18 protein-coding genes and 1 pseudogene are annotated in these 17976 nt (G+C 71.0%); 10 read left to right on the top strand and 9 right to left on the bottom strand.

Annotation, left to right across the window (positions count from 1 at the left end):
• Nucleotides 1-262: 262 nt before the first annotated feature.
• A pseudogene (locus GPA10_RS31620) lies at nt 263-384 on the bottom strand (IS5/IS1182 family transposase); the annotation flags it as partial.
• A gap of 524 nt (nt 385-908) precedes the next feature.
• Between GPA10_RS31620 and GPA10_RS31625 the strand changes: the two are divergent.
• Complete coding sequence (locus GPA10_RS31625; RefSeq protein ID WP_343041546.1) at nt 909-1490, top strand: hypothetical protein; 582 nt, start codon at nt 909-911, stop codon at nt 1488-1490.
• Between the two features lie 51 nt (nt 1491-1541).
• Here GPA10_RS31625 and GPA10_RS31630 read toward each other — a convergent pair whose 3' ends face one another.
• Both GPA10_RS31630 and GPA10_RS31635 read right to left on the bottom strand, forming a co-directional pair.
• Nucleotides 1542-2000, bottom strand: coding sequence for a hypothetical protein (locus GPA10_RS31630; protein ID WP_157168471.1), 459 nt, complete (start codon nt 1998-2000; stop codon nt 1542-1544).
• 116 nt (nt 2001-2116) lie between these two features.
• Nucleotides 2117-2284: a WCX domain-containing protein gene (locus GPA10_RS31635; RefSeq protein WP_425505849.1), complete on the bottom strand. Its 168-nt coding sequence runs from the start codon at nt 2282-2284 to the stop codon at nt 2117-2119.
• Between the two features lie 70 nt (nt 2285-2354).
• On the opposite strand from GPA10_RS31635, the gene GPA10_RS31640 reads away from it, so the two are divergent.
• From GPA10_RS31640 to GPA10_RS31650, 3 genes are all read left to right on the top strand, one after another.
• Nucleotides 2355-2594, top strand: coding sequence for a hypothetical protein (locus tag GPA10_RS31640; protein ID WP_058846551.1), 240 nt, complete (start codon nt 2355-2357; stop codon nt 2592-2594).
• Nucleotides 2594-2968 carry a hypothetical protein gene (locus GPA10_RS31645; protein ID WP_058846550.1) on the top strand — a complete coding sequence of 125 codons (375 nt, stop codon included), beginning with the start codon at nt 2594-2596 and terminating at the stop codon, nt 2966-2968. Before GPA10_RS31640 ends, GPA10_RS31645 begins: the two co-directional genes overlap by 1 nt.
• Nucleotides 2969-3083: 115 nt before the next feature.
• Nucleotides 3084-3617, top strand: a complete 534-nt coding sequence (locus GPA10_RS31650) for a ferritin-like domain-containing protein (RefSeq protein WP_157168472.1) — start codon at nt 3084-3086, stop codon at nt 3615-3617.
• Between the two features lie 73 nt (nt 3618-3690).
• Here the strand turns inward: GPA10_RS31650 and GPA10_RS31655 are convergent, their stop codons facing one another.
• The 4 genes from GPA10_RS31655 to GPA10_RS31670 all read right to left on the bottom strand — a co-directional run bounded on the left by GPA10_RS31655 (nt 3691) and on the right by GPA10_RS31670 (nt 8511).
• Nucleotides 3691-5076 (bottom strand): M64 family metallopeptidase, encoded by a 1386-nt coding sequence (locus tag GPA10_RS31655; protein ID WP_157168473.1) that lies wholly within the window; start codon nt 5074-5076, stop codon nt 3691-3693.
• Between the two features lie 490 nt (nt 5077-5566).
• Nucleotides 5567-6598 carry a FecCD family ABC transporter permease gene (locus GPA10_RS31660; protein WP_343041547.1) on the bottom strand — a complete coding sequence of 344 codons (1032 nt, stop codon included), beginning with the start codon at nt 6596-6598 and terminating at the stop codon, nt 5567-5569.
• Nucleotides 6595-7677, bottom strand: a complete 1083-nt coding sequence (locus tag GPA10_RS31665; protein ID WP_157168474.1) for a FecCD family ABC transporter permease — start codon at nt 7675-7677, stop codon at nt 6595-6597. Before GPA10_RS31665 ends, GPA10_RS31660 begins: the two co-directional genes overlap by 4 nt.
• Nucleotides 7678-7770: 93 nt before the next feature.
• Nucleotides 7771-8511, bottom strand: a complete 741-nt coding sequence (locus GPA10_RS31670) for a helix-turn-helix domain-containing protein (RefSeq protein WP_157168535.1) — start codon at nt 8509-8511, stop codon at nt 7771-7773.
• Nucleotides 8512-8655: 144 nt separating this feature from the next.
• Between GPA10_RS31670 and GPA10_RS31675 the strand changes: the two genes are divergently transcribed.
• The 3 genes from GPA10_RS31675 (at nt 8656) to GPA10_RS31690 (ending at nt 12528) form a co-directional block, all read left to right on the top strand.
• Nucleotides 8656-9642, top strand: a complete 987-nt coding sequence (locus GPA10_RS31675) for an ABC transporter substrate-binding protein (protein ID WP_157168475.1) — start codon at nt 8656-8658, stop codon at nt 9640-9642.
• Nucleotides 9642-11702 (top strand): siderophore-interacting protein, encoded by a 2061-nt coding sequence (locus GPA10_RS42970; RefSeq protein WP_246260167.1) that lies wholly within the window; start codon nt 9642-9644, stop codon nt 11700-11702. The genes GPA10_RS31675 and GPA10_RS42970 overlap by 1 nt, the downstream gene beginning before the upstream one ends.
• 412 nt (nt 11703-12114) lie before the next feature.
• Nucleotides 12115-12528 carry a VOC family protein gene (locus GPA10_RS31690; protein ID WP_058846543.1) on the top strand — a complete coding sequence of 138 codons (414 nt, stop codon included), beginning with the start codon at nt 12115-12117 and terminating at the stop codon, nt 12526-12528.
• A gap of 53 nt (nt 12529-12581) precedes the next feature.
• Here the strand turns inward: GPA10_RS31690 and GPA10_RS31695 are convergent, their stop codons facing one another.
• Nucleotides 12582-13151, bottom strand: a complete 570-nt coding sequence (locus GPA10_RS31695) for a hypothetical protein (protein ID WP_157168476.1) — start codon at nt 13149-13151, stop codon at nt 12582-12584.
• A gap of 262 nt (nt 13152-13413) precedes the next feature.
• On the opposite strand from GPA10_RS31695, the gene GPA10_RS31700 reads away from it, so the two are divergent.
• From GPA10_RS31700 to GPA10_RS31710, 3 genes are all read left to right on the top strand, one after another.
• Entirely contained in the window at nt 13414-14271 is an 858-nt protein-coding gene (locus tag GPA10_RS31700) for a BPL-N domain-containing protein (protein WP_246260169.1), read from the top strand.
• A 147-nt stretch (nt 14272-14418) separates the two neighbouring features.
• Nucleotides 14419-14916 (top strand): hypothetical protein, encoded by a 498-nt coding sequence (locus GPA10_RS31705; protein WP_058846540.1) that lies wholly within the window; start codon nt 14419-14421, stop codon nt 14914-14916.
• A gap of 79 nt (nt 14917-14995) precedes the next feature.
• Nucleotides 14996-15841 (top strand): hypothetical protein, encoded by an 846-nt coding sequence (locus GPA10_RS31710; protein ID WP_058846539.1) that lies wholly within the window; start codon nt 14996-14998, stop codon nt 15839-15841.
• A 250-nt stretch (nt 15842-16091) separates the two neighbouring features.
• Here GPA10_RS31710 and GPA10_RS31715 read toward each other — a convergent pair whose 3' ends face one another.
• The gene (locus tag GPA10_RS31715; RefSeq protein ID WP_157168477.1) at nt 16092-17840 is read right to left on the bottom strand and encodes a chitinase; all 1749 of its coding nucleotides are present in this window, start codon (nt 17838-17840) and stop codon (nt 16092-16094) included.
• Between the last annotated feature and the right edge of the window lie 136 nt (nt 17841-17976).

The following is a 17976-nucleotide window of genomic DNA, read 5'->3' on the forward strand; positions in this document are numbered from 1 at the left end:
CAGACCTCAATCCGCTTCCGACTTGCTGATGGTTCCAGAATGAGATCCGGAGGCAGCGAGGCGCAGGCGGTGCAGCCGGTTGAGGCGAGGATCTGTCCGGCTTGCCTCATGCGGCTCTGTCTCACGGCTTGCTCCACGGCGGCTGGCAGCCGCACAGACTTGCCCGTCCGGACTGGGCGCCGTGCATGGTGTGTTCATGGATCGATCCGTGGGTCAGGCCCGCCTCGAATGGTGAGCCCAATCATGCGACGTGCCTTGAGCGGTCGACGATCAGATGGTGTTCGGAGCCGGGGCGGACACGGTCGACGGGCGAGGGGCCGACGTGATCCCGCCTTTCAGGGCCCTGACATGCCACCCGTCGACGGCGCAGTCGTCCACGTCCAGAAGGTCAGCACGCACTCGGAACACCCTGCCGATCAAGATCCCCGAGCACAAGACTCACAGCTCAACTCGTACTGAAACGGTCAGTTGTCCGAGGGAGCGACCGACCCGGTGGAAGCGGCTGCAACCGGGAGTGGCATGTGTGTGCCGCCCGGCGTGAACGACAGCGCGGCGCAGCTGCGCAGCACGCGGCGCCTGCGTGCTCGGGGCCGCTCCGCCCTGCTGCGATCCGCACACGGGCTGTTCGCCAAGGCCCTTGTCGGGCCCGATCGCTGCCGTCGGACGCCCGCCTCCTGCTTCCCCGCGCTGCCTCGTCCGCGCAGGTCGCCCCTCGTGGCAGCTCGCTCGGAACCAACCGGCGAGGAATGTGATCAAGGCATGTGTAGGCACTGAATAAAACGATGCTGTTCGAGAACGGGAGTCTTGAGTTGAGGTTCACGGTCCATCCCCTGTTGTCCGGCAGACCAGCTGTGGCTGTGTTGGCCGCGGTCGGTATCACCGCGAGTGTGCTGATCGGCGGGGAGGGGGTGCGCACTGTGGCGGGCTGCGGTGCGGCCGACGACCCCTACCCCTCCCGGACCGCGGCGGACTGGAAAGCGGGCGCGGACCACGTGGTCGTGGCGGTGCCGGCCTCCGAGCGGGAGAGCAACAGGCAGGACGTCGCCAAGGGGGCGGTGCGGTACACCGTCGACCGGGCGGTGACGTTCCGGAAGGAGAAGGTGCTGTGGTCCGCTGCCGCCCCTCGGCATGAGCTGGGCACCGAGTTCGACATGACCGCCCCGGGCTGGTCGGTGTACCGCAACGGCAAACGGCTCAAGGGCACCGCCCCGGAGGCGCCTCGGCTGGAGACCGGTCACACCTACGTCCTCGCCCTGCGCTGGGACGCCGACCAGTGGATTGTCCTCGGCGAGGGCGCGGCCGTGCCGTTCGACGACCATGTGGCGGGGCGAGGTGAGTGGTGCGGCCAGGTGCTGAGCGAGGACGACTTCGCCAAGGGCGAGCGGTTCTCGCAGCGCGACGACCACAGTCTGGAGCAGGCCGTGCGCGGACAGGGCGAACACGCCATCTCCCGCGAACTCGCGAAGGCGAGCAGCGGGAAGGGGCCGTAGCCCAGCTCGGCGAACGCACCGGGCCGGCCGACAGCTCCCTCGCGGAGGGCCTCAGACAGACGGTCCCGGAGTGACACCGGAGTGCACCCCGGGCCGCCGCAGCGGTGTCCCGTCCATCTCGTGGCGCCACATGATGTCGGTGACCCTGCTCCATCGCTCCGGCGAGATGGCGCCGACGCCGAGCATCTCGTCGGTCTTCTCCGCCGGCCAGGAGGCCGTGGGCAGAGGGCGCCAGTCATGGGCGGACGGCTGGTAGCGGTGACCCCGACCTCCACCGTGGTGTCGAGGGGCCGCACGTCGCAGCGGAGCGAACATCTCCCCCGTCTCCAGGCGCAGCCTTTCGCGGAAGACCCGCCGCTCAGCGGTCAGGCCGCCGCCCTCCCTGTGGACACCCTCGTCCGGCCATTCGACGACCAGTTGCGTGCCGGGCCTGCTGTTCGACGACGGTCGCCGAGTGACCTCGCTGCACTCACTGAGCAGACCCGCACTCGCACCCGCACCCGCCCGCACCTACTGATCCGCGACGACCAGCCCGCACCCCGCCACCCCGACCGCGAGGCGGGGTAGGCAGATCAGAGCGAGTGGGGCCCGCCACCGCCTCCACCACCTCCACCGCCGCCATCGGACTAGAGCGCCCGCAGCAAGCGCCAGGTGAACGGTTCGACGACCTCCACGTCGACGCCGAGCCGTAGCAGCTCACCGCAAGCGTGCTCCGCGCTCTCGGTCAGGATGACGGCCTCGACCCACCAGTCGTCACCGACGGCGGTCGGGGCGATGGCGGAGGCGGATGACAAAAAGCGGTGACGGCAGACGGTCGGCAGGAAGCGGATTCCCCTCCAGGTACCGAGTAGGTACCATGAGGGCATGCCGTCCTTGAACATCAGCTACAGCGACGAGGAGATGGAAGAACTGCGGGCCGCGGCAGCGGCAGCGGGCACCTCCCTCAAGCAGTACGTCCACGACCTGTCCCTGCGGGAGAGGCAACGTCTGCAGTTCCTGCGGTACGCCACCTCCTGGGGTGAACAGCACCGTGCCGAGTTCGACGACGCGTTCCCCGACGAAGTGCCCCCGGCCGGCCGTCCCCGGGGAGCCGAAGCCGCCTGATGGTGCTCCATATCGACATCGCCTGGCTGCTCGACGTCCAGGAGCAGTCTGTTCCCGAGGACGTCACCGTCGCGGACTACTCCGCCCTGGTCGCCGCGGTCGCCCGCCACAAGACCCTCATCCCCCGCCCGGGGATCACTCCGCCCGACGCCGCCTGGCGTGCCGCGGCCCTGTTGCACACCCTGGTGCGGCTCGAACCGCTGCCGCACCGCAACTCCCTGTACGCCTGCCAGGTCGCGGCCGCCTACATGCACGCCGCCGGTCACGGCATCGACCCGCCGTACGGCGCGCTCGTCGAGCTGGTCCGTGACATCCAGGGCAGCAAGACCACCGTCTACCAGGCAGCCGACCGCATTCGCGGCTGGCGGATCTGACGCGCGACCGGCACCGCGACACCCCTCGTCTGCTCGGAGTGTCATCGCCGCGGCGGCAACCTCCGTGGCGCACAGTGACCTCGGCTCACCCGTACCCGAGAGGAGACGAAGGCGCATGCAGAACCAGTTCGAGGTCGATGTCACGAAGATCCGCAACGACGCCCGGACCCAGATGGAGCAGGGGCCGGTCACCAAGACGTACGGCGCCGACCGCGAACGGCTTATCGAGGTGCTCAACCAGGTCGTGGCCACGGAGGTCGTCTGCTACCTGCGCTACTCCCAGCACGCGATCGCCGCCACCGGAATCGACCGCGCGCAGGTGGCCGCGGAGTTCACCGAGCACGCGCAGGAGGAGTTGCAGCACGGCCTCTGGGCCGCCGAACGCGTCAGCCAGCTCGGGGGCAGCCCCGACTTCGATCCGGCGACGCTTCGGGAGCGCTCCCACACCGACTACGTCACGACGGACGAGAGCGACCTGAAGCGGATGCTTCAGGAGAACCTCGTCGCGGAGCGCATTGTCATCGCGACCTACCAGGAGATGATCCGCTGGATCGGCGAGAGCGACCCCACCACCCGGCGCATGCTCGAGAAGATCCTCGAGGAGGAGGAAGAACACGCGGACGACCTCACCGATCTTCTGGGCCTCTAGCCCGGCAGGCGGGTGGCGACGATCGGCCGAAGGCTGATCACCGCCACCCGCCTGCGATGGCGACAAGCGGGCGTCAGCTGGTGACGCGCCAGGTGAGCTTCTTGGTCAGGAGCTTGCGCAGTGCCGGATCGATGACCGCCTTCGTGGTGTCGGTGCCCCGCACCGAGACCGTGTGCGCGCGCCCGTCGGCCGGTACGCCGAGGTCACGCGGCGTCACACTCGCCTTGTCCTTGTACGTTCCGGTCGCGCGGCCGTCGACGTACCAGCGCAGCTGAATGCGCTTGTCCGCCTGGACGGTGACGCGCTGCGTGCGGCGCACCCGCTTGTCCGTGGGCGTGGTGCTGCTGATCACCGACGCGTGCCGGTGGAAGCCCGCGATCATCGCCTCGCGTCCGGGGAGGTTGAACTCGTTGCCCAGGGTCCGCATGATGGAGTTCTCGGTGGGGCGGTAGATGCCGCGGGGGTAGTAGCCGCCGCCCCGGTACGCGCCGACGGTGCCGCCGTCCGGAGAGGTCCGGCCGATCCAGCGGTACCACTTCTTCTTCTGCTCGGCCAGCTTGGTCTTGGTGAGCTTGCTGATGTTCGACTCCCACGGCTCGGCGCCGCCGTAGGTGCCGTAGTCGTCGTACCAGTACTCGTCGGCGAGCTTGCCCAGCGAGTGGCCGGTCTCGTGGACGATGATCTGGGAGGAGTCGGGGTTGTCCGAGGAGGCGGTGGCTATGCCGTCGTACCCGGAGGGCGACGTGATGTCGTTGTAGCCCGCGCCTCCGTACTTGGTGGAGTTGGCCAGGACGATCACGAGGTCGGCGTCGGCGGCCTTGCTGGCGTACGCCTCGACCTTCTCGGGGTTGACGCACAGCAGGCGCTCGACGTTGTCGCACCAGAACGACGAGCCGAGCGCGGTCCGCTTGCTCGTGCCGTAGTCCGGATCGCCTCCGACACCCGACTGCGGCGAGTGGGCCTCCACGGCCCACACGTTGAACTGGTTCTTGTACGTGGAATACGGCGCGACCGCGGAGACCTCCTTCCACTTCTTGCGCACGTCGGCCACGAAGTCCTTCTGCTGCGACTTGGTGTAGCCGTCGCCGATGAACACCACGTCGGTCTTGGCCCCGACGGGGCCGCTCTGCACGACCGGGACGACTTTGCCGTCCCGGGCGATCGCGGTCCGCTGCCTGCTGTTCAGCGGGCCGGGGGCGGGGAGCGTGTGGTGCCGGGGGTGGCTGTCGGGGCCGGTGAAGTACTCGACGCGCTGCGAGGGCTCCCCGGACCGCGCCGTGCCGGTGGCCTTGCCAGAGTCGGCGCCGTGGTCGGGGGCGGCGGAGGCGGTGGCGCCGGTGATCGAGGCGGCCAGGGCCGCGATCGCGACGGCCGTGGCGACGGCTGTCCGAGGGCGGGGCCGCCCGGCTCGTGCGGCCCTGTCGGTCCGTGCAGATCTGCCAGTCTTCGCGCTCCGCATGGGAGTCCTTTCACCATCCGCCCACGCCGGGCGGGTTCCATCGGGTCGGCGACGGACGATGGTCGGCTCACGCGGGCACGCACACATCCTTGGACGCGCGCATGACAATTGGGGCGCCGAGGTGCTTGTTCCCTACCGGTCGAGCGGGTGGGCGGTCGGCTCGGCATCCGAGCCGACCGCCCTGTGACGATCATCCGTCCGAACGTTCGGCGAGCCTGCTCTCCGCTGTCGGACCACATCTCCGCTGCGACGTTCACCCTCATCCTGACCTGGGGCGCTCACGCACCGCTGACGTTTGGCTCACGCGCGGATGACGCAGGTGACGCAGAGGACACAGCAGAAGACACAGGTGACGCGACTTGTCGATCAGTCCCGTGCGGCCGACCCGGCGGCAGGAGTCGCATCAGGTCCCGTGCGGCCGCCCGGCGGTGCGAGCCGCATCACCGGGATCACCGGGCGCGATGTGCCCCTCCCCCACCCGACGAATCCGCTACGCCCTTCGCCCCTCCCGTACCAACAGCACCAGGAGGTACGCCCCGCCGACGCACACGGTGACCGCGCCGGTCGGCAGTTGCACACCGGAGATCGCGTGCTGCGCGGCGATGTCGGCGCCGAGCAGCAGGATCGCCCCGACGAGCCCGGCCCCCACCAGGTCGACGGAGTTTCCGTGACCGGTCAGGCGCCGGGCGATCTGGGGCGCGGCCAGCGCGACGAACGCGATCGGTCCGGCCACGGCGGTCACCACGGCGGTGGCGGCCACACCGAGGACGACCAGCATCAGCTTCGTACGCTCCACGGGTACGCCCAGCATCGCCGCCGTGTCGTCGCCCAGTTCGAGCCGCCGCATCCGGCGTTGCGCCACCGGCGCCGCGGCGGCGACCCCCGCGAGCACGACGGCGGCCGTCGTGACGGCGGGCCAGCCGACACCGCTCAGGGAACCGGCGCCCCACACCGCGGCCCGCAGGGCGCTGTCGACGTCGGCCTTCACCAGGAACCAGGTGTTGAGGGAGGACAGCATCGCACCGACCGCGATGCCCACGACGATGAGCCGGAAGCCGCCCGCGCCCCGCTGGAACGCCAGCAGGTACACGGCGAAGGCGGTGAGGAGACCACCGGCGAGCGCGCCCGCCGCGAGGGCCGAGTAGCTGGTCGCGCCCGCGAGGAGGGTGAGGACGACTCCGGTGTAGGAGCCCGTGGTGAAGCCGATGACGTCGGGGCTGCCGAGCGGGTTGCGGGTCAGGGACTGGAAGATCGCGCCGCCCACGGCGAGGGCGGCTCCGAACAGTACGGCGGCGACGATGCGCGGCGCCCGCCACTCCAGGACGACGGTGCGGACGCTGTTCCTCGCCGTGCCCGTCATGACGGCGGTCAGGTCGCCGAGGCTCAGCGGGTAGCTGCCGAGGGTGAAGGCCCACAGGGCCAGCGCGATCAGCGTGATCCACAGCAGCGCGCACACGAGGACCGCGCGGCGGCGCACTCTCAGGCTCAGGGTTCCCGCCCTGAGGACGATCGCCCCGTTCACAGTGCCCTCGCCCGGCGACCGCGCACCAGCAGGATCAGGACCGGCGCGCCGATGAGCGGCATCATCACACCGACCGGCAGTTCGGCGGGGACCACGACCAGCCGGCCGACCACGTCGGCGACAAGCACGATCGCCGGAGCGAGGACGGCGGAGTAGGCGAGGATCCAGCGCCAGTCGGGCCCGGTGAGCCAGCGCACCGCGTGCGGCACCATGAGGCCGACGAACATCAGGGGCCCGGCCGCGGCCGTGGCCGCACCGCACAGCAGGGCCACCGCGACCACCACGCCGCACCGGGTCGCGCCGACCCGCAGCCCGAAGGCCCGCGCCGCGTCGTCGCCGAGGGCGATGGCGTTGAGCGGGCGCGCACAGCAGACGGCGGCCAGCAGCCCGGCCAGGACGAAGGGCGCGATGGCAGCCGCGGTGTCCGTCGGGCGGTCGGCGAGGGTACCGGCTCCCCAGAACCTCATGCGGTCGAAGGTCTCCGTGTCGATCAGGGCGAGGGTCTGGGAGATCCCGGAGAGGACCGCCGTGAAGGCGACCCCGACGAGGGTGAGCCGCAGGGGCGAGGGTCCGCCCCGTCCGCCGCTCGCGGCGAGGTAGACCACGGCGGAACCGATGACGGCCCCGGCGAAGGCGAGGGGCAGATACTGCTCGATGCGTGTGACGCCGAGGACGGCCACGCCCAGCGTGACGGCGAAGCCCGCACCCGCGTTGACACCGAGGACACCCGGGTCGGCCAGCGGATTGCGGGTGAGCGCCTGGATGAGTGCTCCCGCCACGCCGAGCGACACACCGACGAGGACGCCCAACAGGGTGCGGTCCACGCGGGCCTCGCTGACGGTGGCGTGGGACGCGGATCCGTCCGGAGCGGTCAGCGCCTGCCACACCACGTCCGGGGGGAGCATCGCCGAGCCGAGCGCGACGCTGAGCAGCACCGCCACGAGGAGGGCACCGACGGCCGCGGCCAGGCCGAGAAAGCGACGCGTCCTGCGCCGCGGCGACGGCGTCGAGGGCCGTGGAGCCGACGGTGGCGGTGGCGGTGGCGGTGGCTCAGCCGTCGTCGTGTGCACCTGTGCCATCGAACCTCCCTGACTGCCCGCCACCCGGACAGTCCGAAGTGCCGTACGTGAGCGGAATACCGGAAACTACGTGAGCGAAGCACTGGTCATGCTTCAGCGGGCGCCGAGCGCCCCCGCCGGGTCCGACGTGAGCGCGCTCACGGGCACCCCGGACTCGCGGCTCAGCGCGCGCAGCAGTCCGGCCCGGGTCGCATAGCCCGCGGCCCTGGCGGCCGCCGTCAGCTCGCCCCCGCCACGGAGGTGTTCGACGGCGGCGTTCATCCTGGCCCGGTTGCGCCAGCGTGTGAAGGGCAGCCCGGTCTCGTCGAGGAAGACGCGCTGCACCTGACGGGGGCTCATCCGGTGGTCGGCGGCGAGCCGCTCCAGCGTCGCGGTGCGCGTGCGCAGGGCTTCGCGGGCGAGGGCGCGCACCGCGGGGTGGGTGGGCAGCACGATGGGGAAGTACTGCCGGGAGACGCCCCGCAGCACCCGTCCTAGGGCCTGCCGGAAGGGCAGGACCTGCTCCCTCGTACTCGGCGCGGCACCCAGTGCGGTGGTCATGACCTCGACGATCGCGGGGACTGCCCCGAGCGGCTGGACACGGCGTCGGGGCAGGTCACCGGGGTTGAGATAGGGCCCGAGCGCCATGCCACCCGGCTCGATCCGCAGCGCGTGCGGCACCTGTGGAGCGAGCCAGACCGCTTCGTGCCGCCCCAGCTGCCACTCCTCGCCGTCGGCGAGCAGCCGGGCCGTGCCGGTCACCACGTACACGAGATGCGGCTCGTCGTGCTGGTGCGTGTCGTGTCCGAGGAAGCGGATGGCGTTCTCGGCGACGACGGTGCCCAGAGATGTCATCGGCAAGGGTGCCTCCCGTACGTGCGACGCGTCGTGTCCGTCACCGGCGATGTCGCACCCGGATCGACACGACGGAAAAAGCGAGGTTAGCCTCACCTTACCAACGGCTCGAATCTTCGATCGTGCCCAGTCACATGAGGTCCCATGTCTGTTCCTGCTCGCCTGCTCGCCTTCGCGGTCGTCGCCGTCCTTGCGCTGTCCGGCTGCTCCGCCTCCTCCTCGTCGGACGACGGCGACAAGGCGTCCCCCGCGAAGACCCGTACGGTCAAGACCGACTACGGCGAAGTGAAGGTGCCGACCGAGCCCAAGCGCGTCGTCGTCCTGAACCACGCCCTCGCCGGATACCTCTACGACCTCGACGTGCCGGTGCGCGCCACGATTCCCGAGGACGCCGACGGCAAGGGCAAGTTCTCGCCGTACTGGGCGAAGGAGGCGAAGAAGGCGGGCACGACCTTCCTGCCGTGGAGCGTCGACGGGTTCGACCTGGAGGCGATCCTCGCCCTCGATCCCGACCTCATCGTCGGCGGGGGCATCGGCTTCCCCCTGTTCCAGGCGGAGAAGGTGTACGACAAGCTCACCGACATCGCTCCGACCGTGCTCGTGGGCAAGAAGCTCGGTGACTGGCGGAGCCAGTTCTCCTTCCTCGCCGGTGACGTGTTCGGCAAGGCCGACGTCTACAAGCAGCACGTGGCCGCCTACGACAAGCGGATCTCCGAGGTGAAGAAGGCCATCGAGCCGCCGCCGGGACCGGTGTCCTTCCTCGCCCTGACGGGCGACGGCACCGCCTACGGCCTCGTGGAGAACGTGGGCCTGCCCACCGAGTTCAAGAAGGTCGGCATCGAACCGGCGCCGGTCTTCGCCAAGGGCGGATTCAAGGTGTACGGGCAGGGCGGCGACATGTTCGAGCTCTCGACCGAGAAGGTGGGCCAGAACATCACCCAGCCGTCCGTGTTCGTGATGGGCTTCAACAGCGACACCACCGACGTCGCCACCCTGAAGAAGAACCCCGTGTACGGGGCGCTGCCCGCCTTCAAGTCGAACCACGCCTACGACCTGCCGTACTGGGTGCTGCGCGGTGACTACGACGAGTCGATGGCCCTCCTGGACCTCATCGAGAAGAAGTTCTCCTGATGGCCGCGCAGCGTGCGTACACGACGCATCCCCTCGTCCTGCGCCGGGTCACGGTGCGCCGCGTCCACGACGTGACGCCCCGGATGCGAAGGGTCGTCCTCGGCGGCGACCAGCTCGCCGCGTTCACCCGCGACGGGAGCCGCCATCCCGCGTTCGCCGCGCCCGGCTTCGACGACCACATCAAGCTGGTCCTGGCCGCGGACGGGGACGTCCACGCGGCGCTTCCCGCCCAGTTGCCGCACGGCATCGAGTGGACACCGGCCGAGCACCGGCTGACCCGCGACTACACGCCCCGCCGTGTGGACCCCGAGGCCGGTGAGCTGCACCTCGACTTCGTGAGGCACGGCGACGGACCCGCGGAGGCCTGGGTCACCTCGGCGCGGGAGGGCGACGAGCTGTGGTTCGTCGGCCCCAAGTCGTCGCTGCGGCTGCCGGACCGGCTCGACTGGATCCTCCTCATCGGGGACGAGACCGCGCTGCCCGCCATCGGCCGCTTCCTCGACGAACGTCCGCTCGACGCCACGGCGCACGTCCTCGTGACCGTCGCCGACGACTCGGCGCGCCAGGAACTCGCCCTGCGGGACGACGACACGATCACCTGGGTGGTCGCGGAGCCGGGTGACGCCGCCGCCCTGGACGCGGCCGTCCGCGCGCTGCCGGTGCCCGCGGGCGAGGGCTACGCCTGGGCGGCGGCGGAGAGCCGGGCGCTGCTGCCCGTCCGCCGGTATCTGGAGCGCGAACGGAAGCTCCCGAAGGACCGGCTGAACGTCACCGGTTACTGGCACCGCCGGGAGGAGGCGATCGTCGCGGTCGCGCCGGGGGTGGAGGGGGCTGCGGACTTCGGCGCTGGCGCCGCGGGTTCCGCGGGTGCTGCCGGTTCCGCCGGTGCTGCCGGTGCTGCGGGTGCTGCCTCGCTGGGAGGTGCCGGAGGGGGCGTCCCGTCGCCGCTGCCGTGGCTTGTCGTACGGGCCGCGTTGCAGCTCGGCGTCGTCGATGCGCTGGCCGACGCGCCGGGGCTCTCGGCCGACGCGCTCGCGCGGCACGTCGGGGTGTCGGGGGCGGGACTCGGCGTGCTGCTTCCGACGTTGGCGGCGTGCGGAGTGGTCGTCGGTGACGGCTGCACCGCCGGTGTCGTAGATGGTGCTGGTGGCGACTCTGCCGGCGGGGGGAGCGGCGGTCTGCGGCTCGGCCCGGCGGGTGAGGAACTGCTCGACGACCACGAGCGCGAGGAGTACACCGGGCACGAGGCCGAGCTGCTGCTCGCCCTCGCCCATCTGGCTCCCGCGCTCCAGGGGGGCGGTGCGACGTCCGATGCGTCTCGCGCATTCGATGCATCTCGCACACCCGATACGCCTCGCACACCCGATAGGCCTCGCACACCCGATACGTCGGACACGTCAGGGACATCAGACACGTCAGGAACATCAGGCACGTCAGGGACATCGGGCACGTCGGAGGCGTCCCCCTGGCGGCTCGCCTCTGGCGCCACTCTGCACGACACGGTGTGCCACGACGCGGAACGCTACGGCGAACTCGTCGAGGAGTGCGAGCAACTGGTCTTCCTTCTGAACGGCCTGACGGCCGACCCCCTGTGGGACGACGTCCGGACCTGCCTCCTGTCCGGGCCGGGCAGCGCATCGGTGGTGGCCGCCCTCGACGACGCCGGACGGCGGCCGCGGCTGCGGGTCGCGGAGGACGACGTACCCGCCGCGGTCCTGCGCGGGCACGTGCCGGCGCCGGAACGTGCCGACTGGACGGCGGGCCCCGCCGATGTCGCCGTCGCCGCGAAGGCCCTCGCGCACCGCACCGACGACGAGGTCGTGCTGCTCCTCACCGGGCTCGCAGCCTGGACCCGTACGGCGATCCTCGTCGAGGCATCCCGGCCCGACGGCCTGAGCGCGCACGCGGCCGAGGCGGCCCTGCGCGCGTACGCGGCGACCGGCAGTCCTCTGCGCGACTCCGCCGCGATCGCCGCCCTCGCCGAGCGGTCGGGCTGGCAGGTGGAGCGGAGCATCGCGCTCGGTTGGGGTACGGAGGCGACGGTCCTGCGGCGGCCCTGAAGCCGGGGCTCCAGGCCCTGGCCGAGGTGAACTCGGCGGTCGGCCGCTTCGGGTACTGCCCGGGGCGGCCGAGAGGCCTGCCCGACTGCCGTCTGCCGTCTGCCGTCCCGGAACGCGGCTGATCTTTCGTGACCTGCGCCGGTGCCTGCGGCGGCAAAGGCCGTCGGGACGCGCGAGCGTTCGTACGCCGTGGGAGGTTCCGCACCAGCGGCCTCGGCGGGCGCCCCACGTATAAGGCGGGCGCCCCACGTATAAATGGGGAAGCTCGGACAGACGGCTGAGGGACCGGGGGTCCGGCGAGGCACTGCGAGTCCCTGCCATGTCGCCGGGCTCCAAAGACACTCCAGAAGCACTCCAGAAGCACGTCGAGTGCTGGCGGTGCCGCCAGGGCTCAAGCAACCGAAAAGGAACCATGAACCATCCGCTGCACGGAACGCTGCACCATGTCGAGTTGTGGGTCAAGGACCTCCGGCGGACGCAGGACTCGCTCGGCTGGCTGCTGGAGACGTTGGGTTACGTTCCGTTCCAGAGCTGGGAGAGCGGCCGGAGCTGGCGCCTCGGGCCGACCTACATCGTCGTCGAGCAATCGTCGGCGCTCACCGCCGCCGACCACGATCGCTGCCGCCCCGGGCTCAACCACCTGGCCTTTCACGTCACGGACGCCGAGACGGTGGAGGACCTCGCGGCCCGCGCCTCTCGGCACGGCTGGCGTCTGCTGTTCCCCGAGCGGCACCCCCACGCGGGCGGTGGACAGCACTACGCCGCCTACCTCGAAGACACCGACGGCTTCGAGGTCGAGCTGGTCGCGACCACCACCGGCGGCTGAGGGCTCCGCCGCTCCCCTCCCCTGTCCTCCCAGGACGCGGGACGTGCCGCCTGTCAGCGGCTGAACCACGCCTTGCACGCGTCGGTCAGCGCGTCGGCCTGGTCCCAGACGTCGCCGATGATGTCGCCGGTGGCGCCGGACGGACGGCACCGACCCATACCGGCGTCAGCCTGCCTGGCGCCGACCTCGATGGCGGCGCGTGCGACGGCGTCCGGTGCGGCGCAGCCCAGGAGCGGCAGATCGTGCTCACGATGCTCACGTGCCAGGCTGCCGTCGTCGTTGGGCTCGCTGCACTGCCACAGCGGTCCGCTCTCCGGCCCCTCCGGCAGCCATCTCCATATCAGGTCGAGGCCGTTGGGCCACTCGCCGCCCGGCGGCGCGTCCGCCCGGCCGCGGTCGTGCACCGGGCGGGGATCGACCCTGATCTCCGCGTAGAGGTAGGCGTGCGAGTCCTGGTCGGGGCATCCCCAGGTGCGGGGGCGGCCGCGGATGTGGAGGCGGGCGGCTTCGAGTGCCTCGACCACGGCCGCTATGTACGCGCTGTGGGGCAGACCCGTAGCCGCCTCCGGAACGGCTCCCGGGACCTTCCCGTCGCCTTGAACGTTGCTCTCGTGGGTGTGCACTGCGTTCCTTTCGATCGTCTGGGAGTTCTGACCGGACGTGCGCGAGTCCTGACCAAACACGGTGCGTCCCGCTCCACCATGCCCACAGAATCACCCGGCGGACCATTCCTCCCGGGAACCTTCCACCATGCACAACACTCCTAGCGAGTGCAGGTGTTCATCGCCCGCCAGTGAACACGGTCGAAACCGCGGGACCCCGGCAGGTGGAGACCGGCCGCAGGCACCACCGCAGGCACCACCGCAGGCACAGGGGAGAGAAGGCATGACCGATATGGACCCGAGTGTCGGCCCGCGTCCGCCCGGTGCCGGTGTGGACCGGCGTCGGCTCCTCTTCGGCATCCTCCCTGCCACCGCCCTGCTGGCAGCCGGGTGCGGAGGTTCGGGCTCCGACGAGCGGGGCGCACGCGCGGACTCCGACGAGCACGGCGGTCGGGGTAACCGGCCGGGCGACGGGTCACCCCTCGCCCTGGTCTACAACGGCCCGCAGGGCTGCTCCGAGTGCGCGCCGTCCGTCGCCGACCTGCTGCGCCGGGCACCACAGCCCTTCAGGGTGACGTACGTGGGCCCCGGCACCGGAGTGCCCCTCACCGCCGACACTCTCGCCGACGCGCAGTTGTACGTACAGCCCGGCGGCGGCGCCGACCTCGAAAGGACCTGGCGGGACCTGCGCGGCTCGGCCAATGCCGTGCGCGACTGGGTCCGCGGCGGAGGCGGCTACCTGGGCCTGTGCTTCGGCGCGTACCTCGCCGGGCGCAACCCGGGCTTCGACCTGCTGCCCGGCGACACCGACGGCTACATCGACCTGCCGGACACCACGATCCATCACCAGCGCGACACCGTGGTGCCCGTGACCTGGCGCGACAAGAAGCGCCACATGTACTTCCAGGACGGTCCCGCCTTCCTCCTCGACGAGGACGCCGACGCCGACGTGTTGGCCACCTACCCGAACGGATCGGCAGCCGTCGTCGTCGCCCCGTACGGCAAGGGCAGGGTCGGCGTCAGCGGCCCGCACCCGGAGGCCGACCGCTCCTGGTATGCGGAGAAGGGACTGCGCAACCCCGACGGCGTCCGCTTCGACCTGGCCCACGAGTTGGTGGGGGCCACCGCCGGCCGACGGTGAGGAACCCTCCGGCGGGGGCCGGCGGTGCGGGACCCGCCAGGGGGGACCGCCGCAGACACGCCCCCGACCAGGTGTTTAGACTGCGGCACGTACGAACGTCGCGTCGAACGTGCCGCGACCGAACGACCTTCTTTGGGGGAACTCCACGTGCGTATCCGTACGGGGGCGGCTTCCGCTGCCCTGGCCACTCTGCTCGCCGTCAGCGCGGCCGTCCCGGCCCAGGCCGCAAGCTCCGACACGCCGCAGTACCGCAGCGTCGCCACCGCGGAGGCGGCCCGCGCCGGTTCCGGCGTCGGGGCGTTCCAGACCCTCGGCGACAACGTCCACTTCTCGCACACGGTGCGCGGACACATCAACGCCCACGGCTGGTGGAAGAACCTGAGCGGCCCGGCCAGGGGCGTCAAGGCCAAGGTCACCGTGTGGCTCCAGGTCAAGCGCGGGGGCCAGTGGAAGACCCTCACCAAGGAGGCCAAGAACGTCTACTCCGGCGGCGGCAGCGGCAAGCGCACGGCGGCCGCGTACAAGTGCACGTACAACGTGGGTCTGCACGAGTTCCGCAGCGTCATCGACGTCGACCTGATCGGCTACCCGGACGACAGCCACAAGAAGATCACCGCGACGCAGAAGCTGGGTTGCGGCCTGTGATCCACGGCTGACGGCCGGGGCGGTGCCGGAAGAGTACTCTTCCGGCACCGCCTGCTTCTCTCTCCGGGAGTGCCTGCCTGTGTTTCCCCCCACCGTCGCCGTCGGTCTGCACGGCACCCTTCAACTGCGTCCGTGGTTCGACGGGGTGATGCCGCAGGATGGCGACACCGATGTCGCGGAGGACGTCCTCTCCCTCGTCGTCGATCGCGCCGGTTCCTACGGCTGGCGGACCGTGGGCGGGCTGCTGCACGAGAACGGCGAGGTCACAGCCAGCCACGAACCCACGGCGTGGGCTCATGAGGAGGTCGGCGGTGACTGGACGCAGGACGGTCAGGTGCGCCAGTTGGCGTGGCTGGGGGCAGGGGTGCTCACCGACCCGCCGCGTCCGGGGCTCCCCCTGCGGCCGATCGCCCTCCTGCTGTCCGAGGCCCTCGCCCGCGCGGGCGAGGTGACCTTCACCGGTCTGCACGCCTTGCTGCCGCTGCACGCGACCGAGCGCGACACCGCCTTCCACCAGATCGAGCTGGCACCGTGGTTCGGCCTGGCCGATCCGGATGCCCGGTACGAGGTGGTGGTGACCGTCTCCTGCCGAACCCCCGGGGACGGTGGAGGTGGCGAGCACGACGTGACGGCCCTGCGCGAAGCGGTACGGGAGAAGGCGCAGGGGATGGTGGATGTCTTCGCGGCGGGCACGAAGGACACGCCCTCGGGGGCCGAGAGCGCGCTCCCCGGGCTTGACCTCGATCTCCGCCGTACGGTGCACACCGACGGGATGCGGGAAGTGGTCCGGTTCGGCTGCGGCACGCGGGAGTGGTCGCCGGACGTGGCGGTGTGGCTGGTGGAGATGACCGCCGAGGCCCTGCGCGAGGCGGGGCGACCGGCACCGGTGGTCGTCACGGCCTCCCTGGTGACCCCGCCCGCGTAGCCCGAGTCGCTCCGGGCATGCCCGGTGAAGACGTCCCCGCCGACCTTCAGGACCGCTCCCGGCTGTACCACAGCGTGCCGGCCGCCACCACGCCCTGGCCTGGCTGGACGACGAACGCCCCGACCTCGTCGCCACCGCTCGGCGACCGGCGCGGCGATGGCGGGCCGAAGGGAACGGCCATTCGGTGGGGTCGATGCGGCAGGACGGGACGGACCACGACTGGTCCGTCCCGTCCGATCGGGGCCGTGCGCTACGGAAGGCTGTGCACCTTCGGGCCGACGGCGTTCGACCACGCGTTGCCCGCCGTCGCGTCCCAGTTCGTGGACCACGTCATGGCGCCGCGCAGGGACGGGTAGGTCTTGGACGGCTTGAAGGAACCGCAGCCGGTGCCGCGGGTCAGGCAGTCCAGGGCGTTGTTCACGATGGACGGGGCGACGTATCCGCTGCCCGCGCCGCGCGTCGACGCCGGGACGCCGATGCCGACCTGCGACGGGTCGAGGCCGCCCTCCAGCTGGATGCAGGCGAGCGCGGTGAGGAAGTCCACGCTGCCCTGGCTGTAGACCTTGCCGTCGCAGCCCAGCATCGAACCGCTGTTGTAGTACTGCATGTTGACGACCGTGAGGATGTCCTTCACGTTCAGCGCCGTCTGGAAGTAGCCGCCGGACGTCGACTGCATGTCGATGGTCTGGGGCGCCATCGTGAGCACCATCTTCGGGCCCGCCTTCGCGGACAGCTGGCGCAGCGCCTTCGTCATGTAGGTGGGGTTGAGGCCGTTCTCCAGGTCGATGTCGACGCCGTTGAACCCGTACTCCTGCATCAGCGCGTAGGCGCTGTTGGCGAACGCGGTCGCGGAGGCGTCGCTGTTGACGGAGATGGTGCCCTTCTCCCCGCCGACCGAGAGGATCACGGACTTGCCCGCGGCCTTCTTCGCGGCGATGTCCGCCTTGAAGTCGGCGACCGAGGCATAGCCGACGGCCGGGTCCAGGTTGAAGGTGATCTGCCCCGGCGTGGTGGTGGCGTCGGCGAAGGAGACCGCGATGATGTCGTACTGCGAGGACACGTCCCGCAGCTTCTGCACGGTCGCGCCGTTGTTGAAGTTCTGCCAGTAGCCGGTCACCGCGTGCCGGGGCACGGTGCCGTCGCCGCCGCCGTCACCCTTGGGGGTCCGTACGGACACCGCGGACGACTTCGCCGACTCGCCCGCCGCGTTCGAGGCGCTCACCTGGAAGCTGTACGTGGTCTCCGGCGTGAGGCCGGTGACGGTCGTGGAGGCGCCGCTCGCCGAGGCGACCTTCGTGCCGTCGCGGTAGACGGTGTAGCCGGTGGCCGTGTTCGACGGGGTCCAGGACAGGTCCACGGACGTGGGCGTCGCCGTGCCCGCCGTGAGGCCGGCCGGGACGGGCGGTATCTCCACCGGGTCGGGGCCGCCGCCCCCGTCGGGTCCGAAGACGCTGACGTCGTCCACGTAGTACGCGCTCTGCCCGTACCAGCCGTGTGTGTAGACGGTGACCGAGGTGGTGTTCGCGCCGGTGGTGAAGCTCGTCGAGAGCTGCTGCCAGGAAGAGGTGCCCGGCGTCCAGGTCGACACGTCGGTGGTGCCGGTGCCGCGGGCGCCGAGGTAGGTGTAGCTGCCCTGCACCCAGCTGCTCAGCTTGTACGTCGAGTTCGGCTTCACCGCGACGATCTGGGAACACTCGGCGGTGCCCTGGCCCGACGGGGTGGCCTTGAGCGCCTTCGCGCCGCCGTGCACGGGGGACGTGACGGCGGCGCCGCTGTTCGCGGCGCAGGTCCAGTTGCTCAGGTCCGCCTCGAACCCGGCGTTCTTGGCGACGTTGACGTCCGCCGCCTTGGCGCTCGCCGTTCCGACTGCCGCTTTGGCGTCCGCCGACTGCGCGGGCGCGGCGAGCCCGGTGACGCCGAGCGCGGCGGCCGCACCGACGGCGATGGCCGCGCCGATTCTCCGGCGAACGCCGGGTCTGCCCTGTCGTGCACGATCCATGGGGGGCCTCCAGGAAGAGGTGAAGGGCGGAAGCGAACGGCGTAACCACCGTCGTTGTGCGCAAAGTTGGTCCAGACCAATCGAGTTGTCAAGACCTCTGACGAGGCGGACCTGCCTCCGGGGGCGGGTGGCGTGC

The sequence above is a fragment of the Streptomyces typhae genome (assembly GCF_009755605.1).
GTDB classification, from domain to species: domain Bacteria; phylum Actinomycetota; class Actinomycetes; order Streptomycetales; family Streptomycetaceae; genus Streptomyces; species Streptomyces typhae.

Coding starts and splice junctions, on each gene's coding strand:
- GPA10_RS31640 (WP_058846551.1), top strand. CDS start 2,355: ATGCCGTCCTTGAACATCAGCTACAGCGACGAGGAGATGGAAGAACTG.
- GPA10_RS31645 (WP_058846550.1), top strand. CDS start 2,594: ATGGTGCTCCATATCGACATCGCCTGGCTGCTCGACGTCCAGGAGCAG.
- GPA10_RS31650 (WP_157168472.1), top strand. CDS start 3,084: ATGCAGAACCAGTTCGAGGTCGATGTCACGAAGATCCGCAACGACGCC.
- GPA10_RS31655 (WP_157168473.1), bottom strand. CDS start 5,076: ATGCGGAGCGCGAAGACTGGCAGATCTGCACGGACCGACAGGGCCGCA.
- GPA10_RS31665 (WP_157168474.1), bottom strand. CDS start 7,677: ATGGCACAGGTGCACACGACGACGGCTGAGCCACCGCCACCGCCACCG.
- GPA10_RS31670 (WP_157168535.1), bottom strand. CDS start 8,511: ATGACATCTCTGGGCACCGTCGTCGCCGAGAACGCCATCCGCTTCCTC.
- GPA10_RS31675 (WP_157168475.1), top strand. CDS start 8,656: ATGTCTGTTCCTGCTCGCCTGCTCGCCTTCGCGGTCGTCGCCGTCCTT.
- GPA10_RS42970 (WP_246260167.1), top strand. CDS start 9,642: ATGGCCGCGCAGCGTGCGTACACGACGCATCCCCTCGTCCTGCGCCGG.
- GPA10_RS31690 (WP_058846543.1), top strand. CDS start 12,115: ATGAACCATCCGCTGCACGGAACGCTGCACCATGTCGAGTTGTGGGTC.
- GPA10_RS31700 (WP_246260169.1), top strand. CDS start 13,414: ATGACCGATATGGACCCGAGTGTCGGCCCGCGTCCGCCCGGTGCCGGT.
- GPA10_RS31715 (WP_157168477.1), bottom strand. CDS start 17,840: ATGGATCGTGCACGACAGGGCAGACCCGGCGTTCGCCGGAGAATCGGC.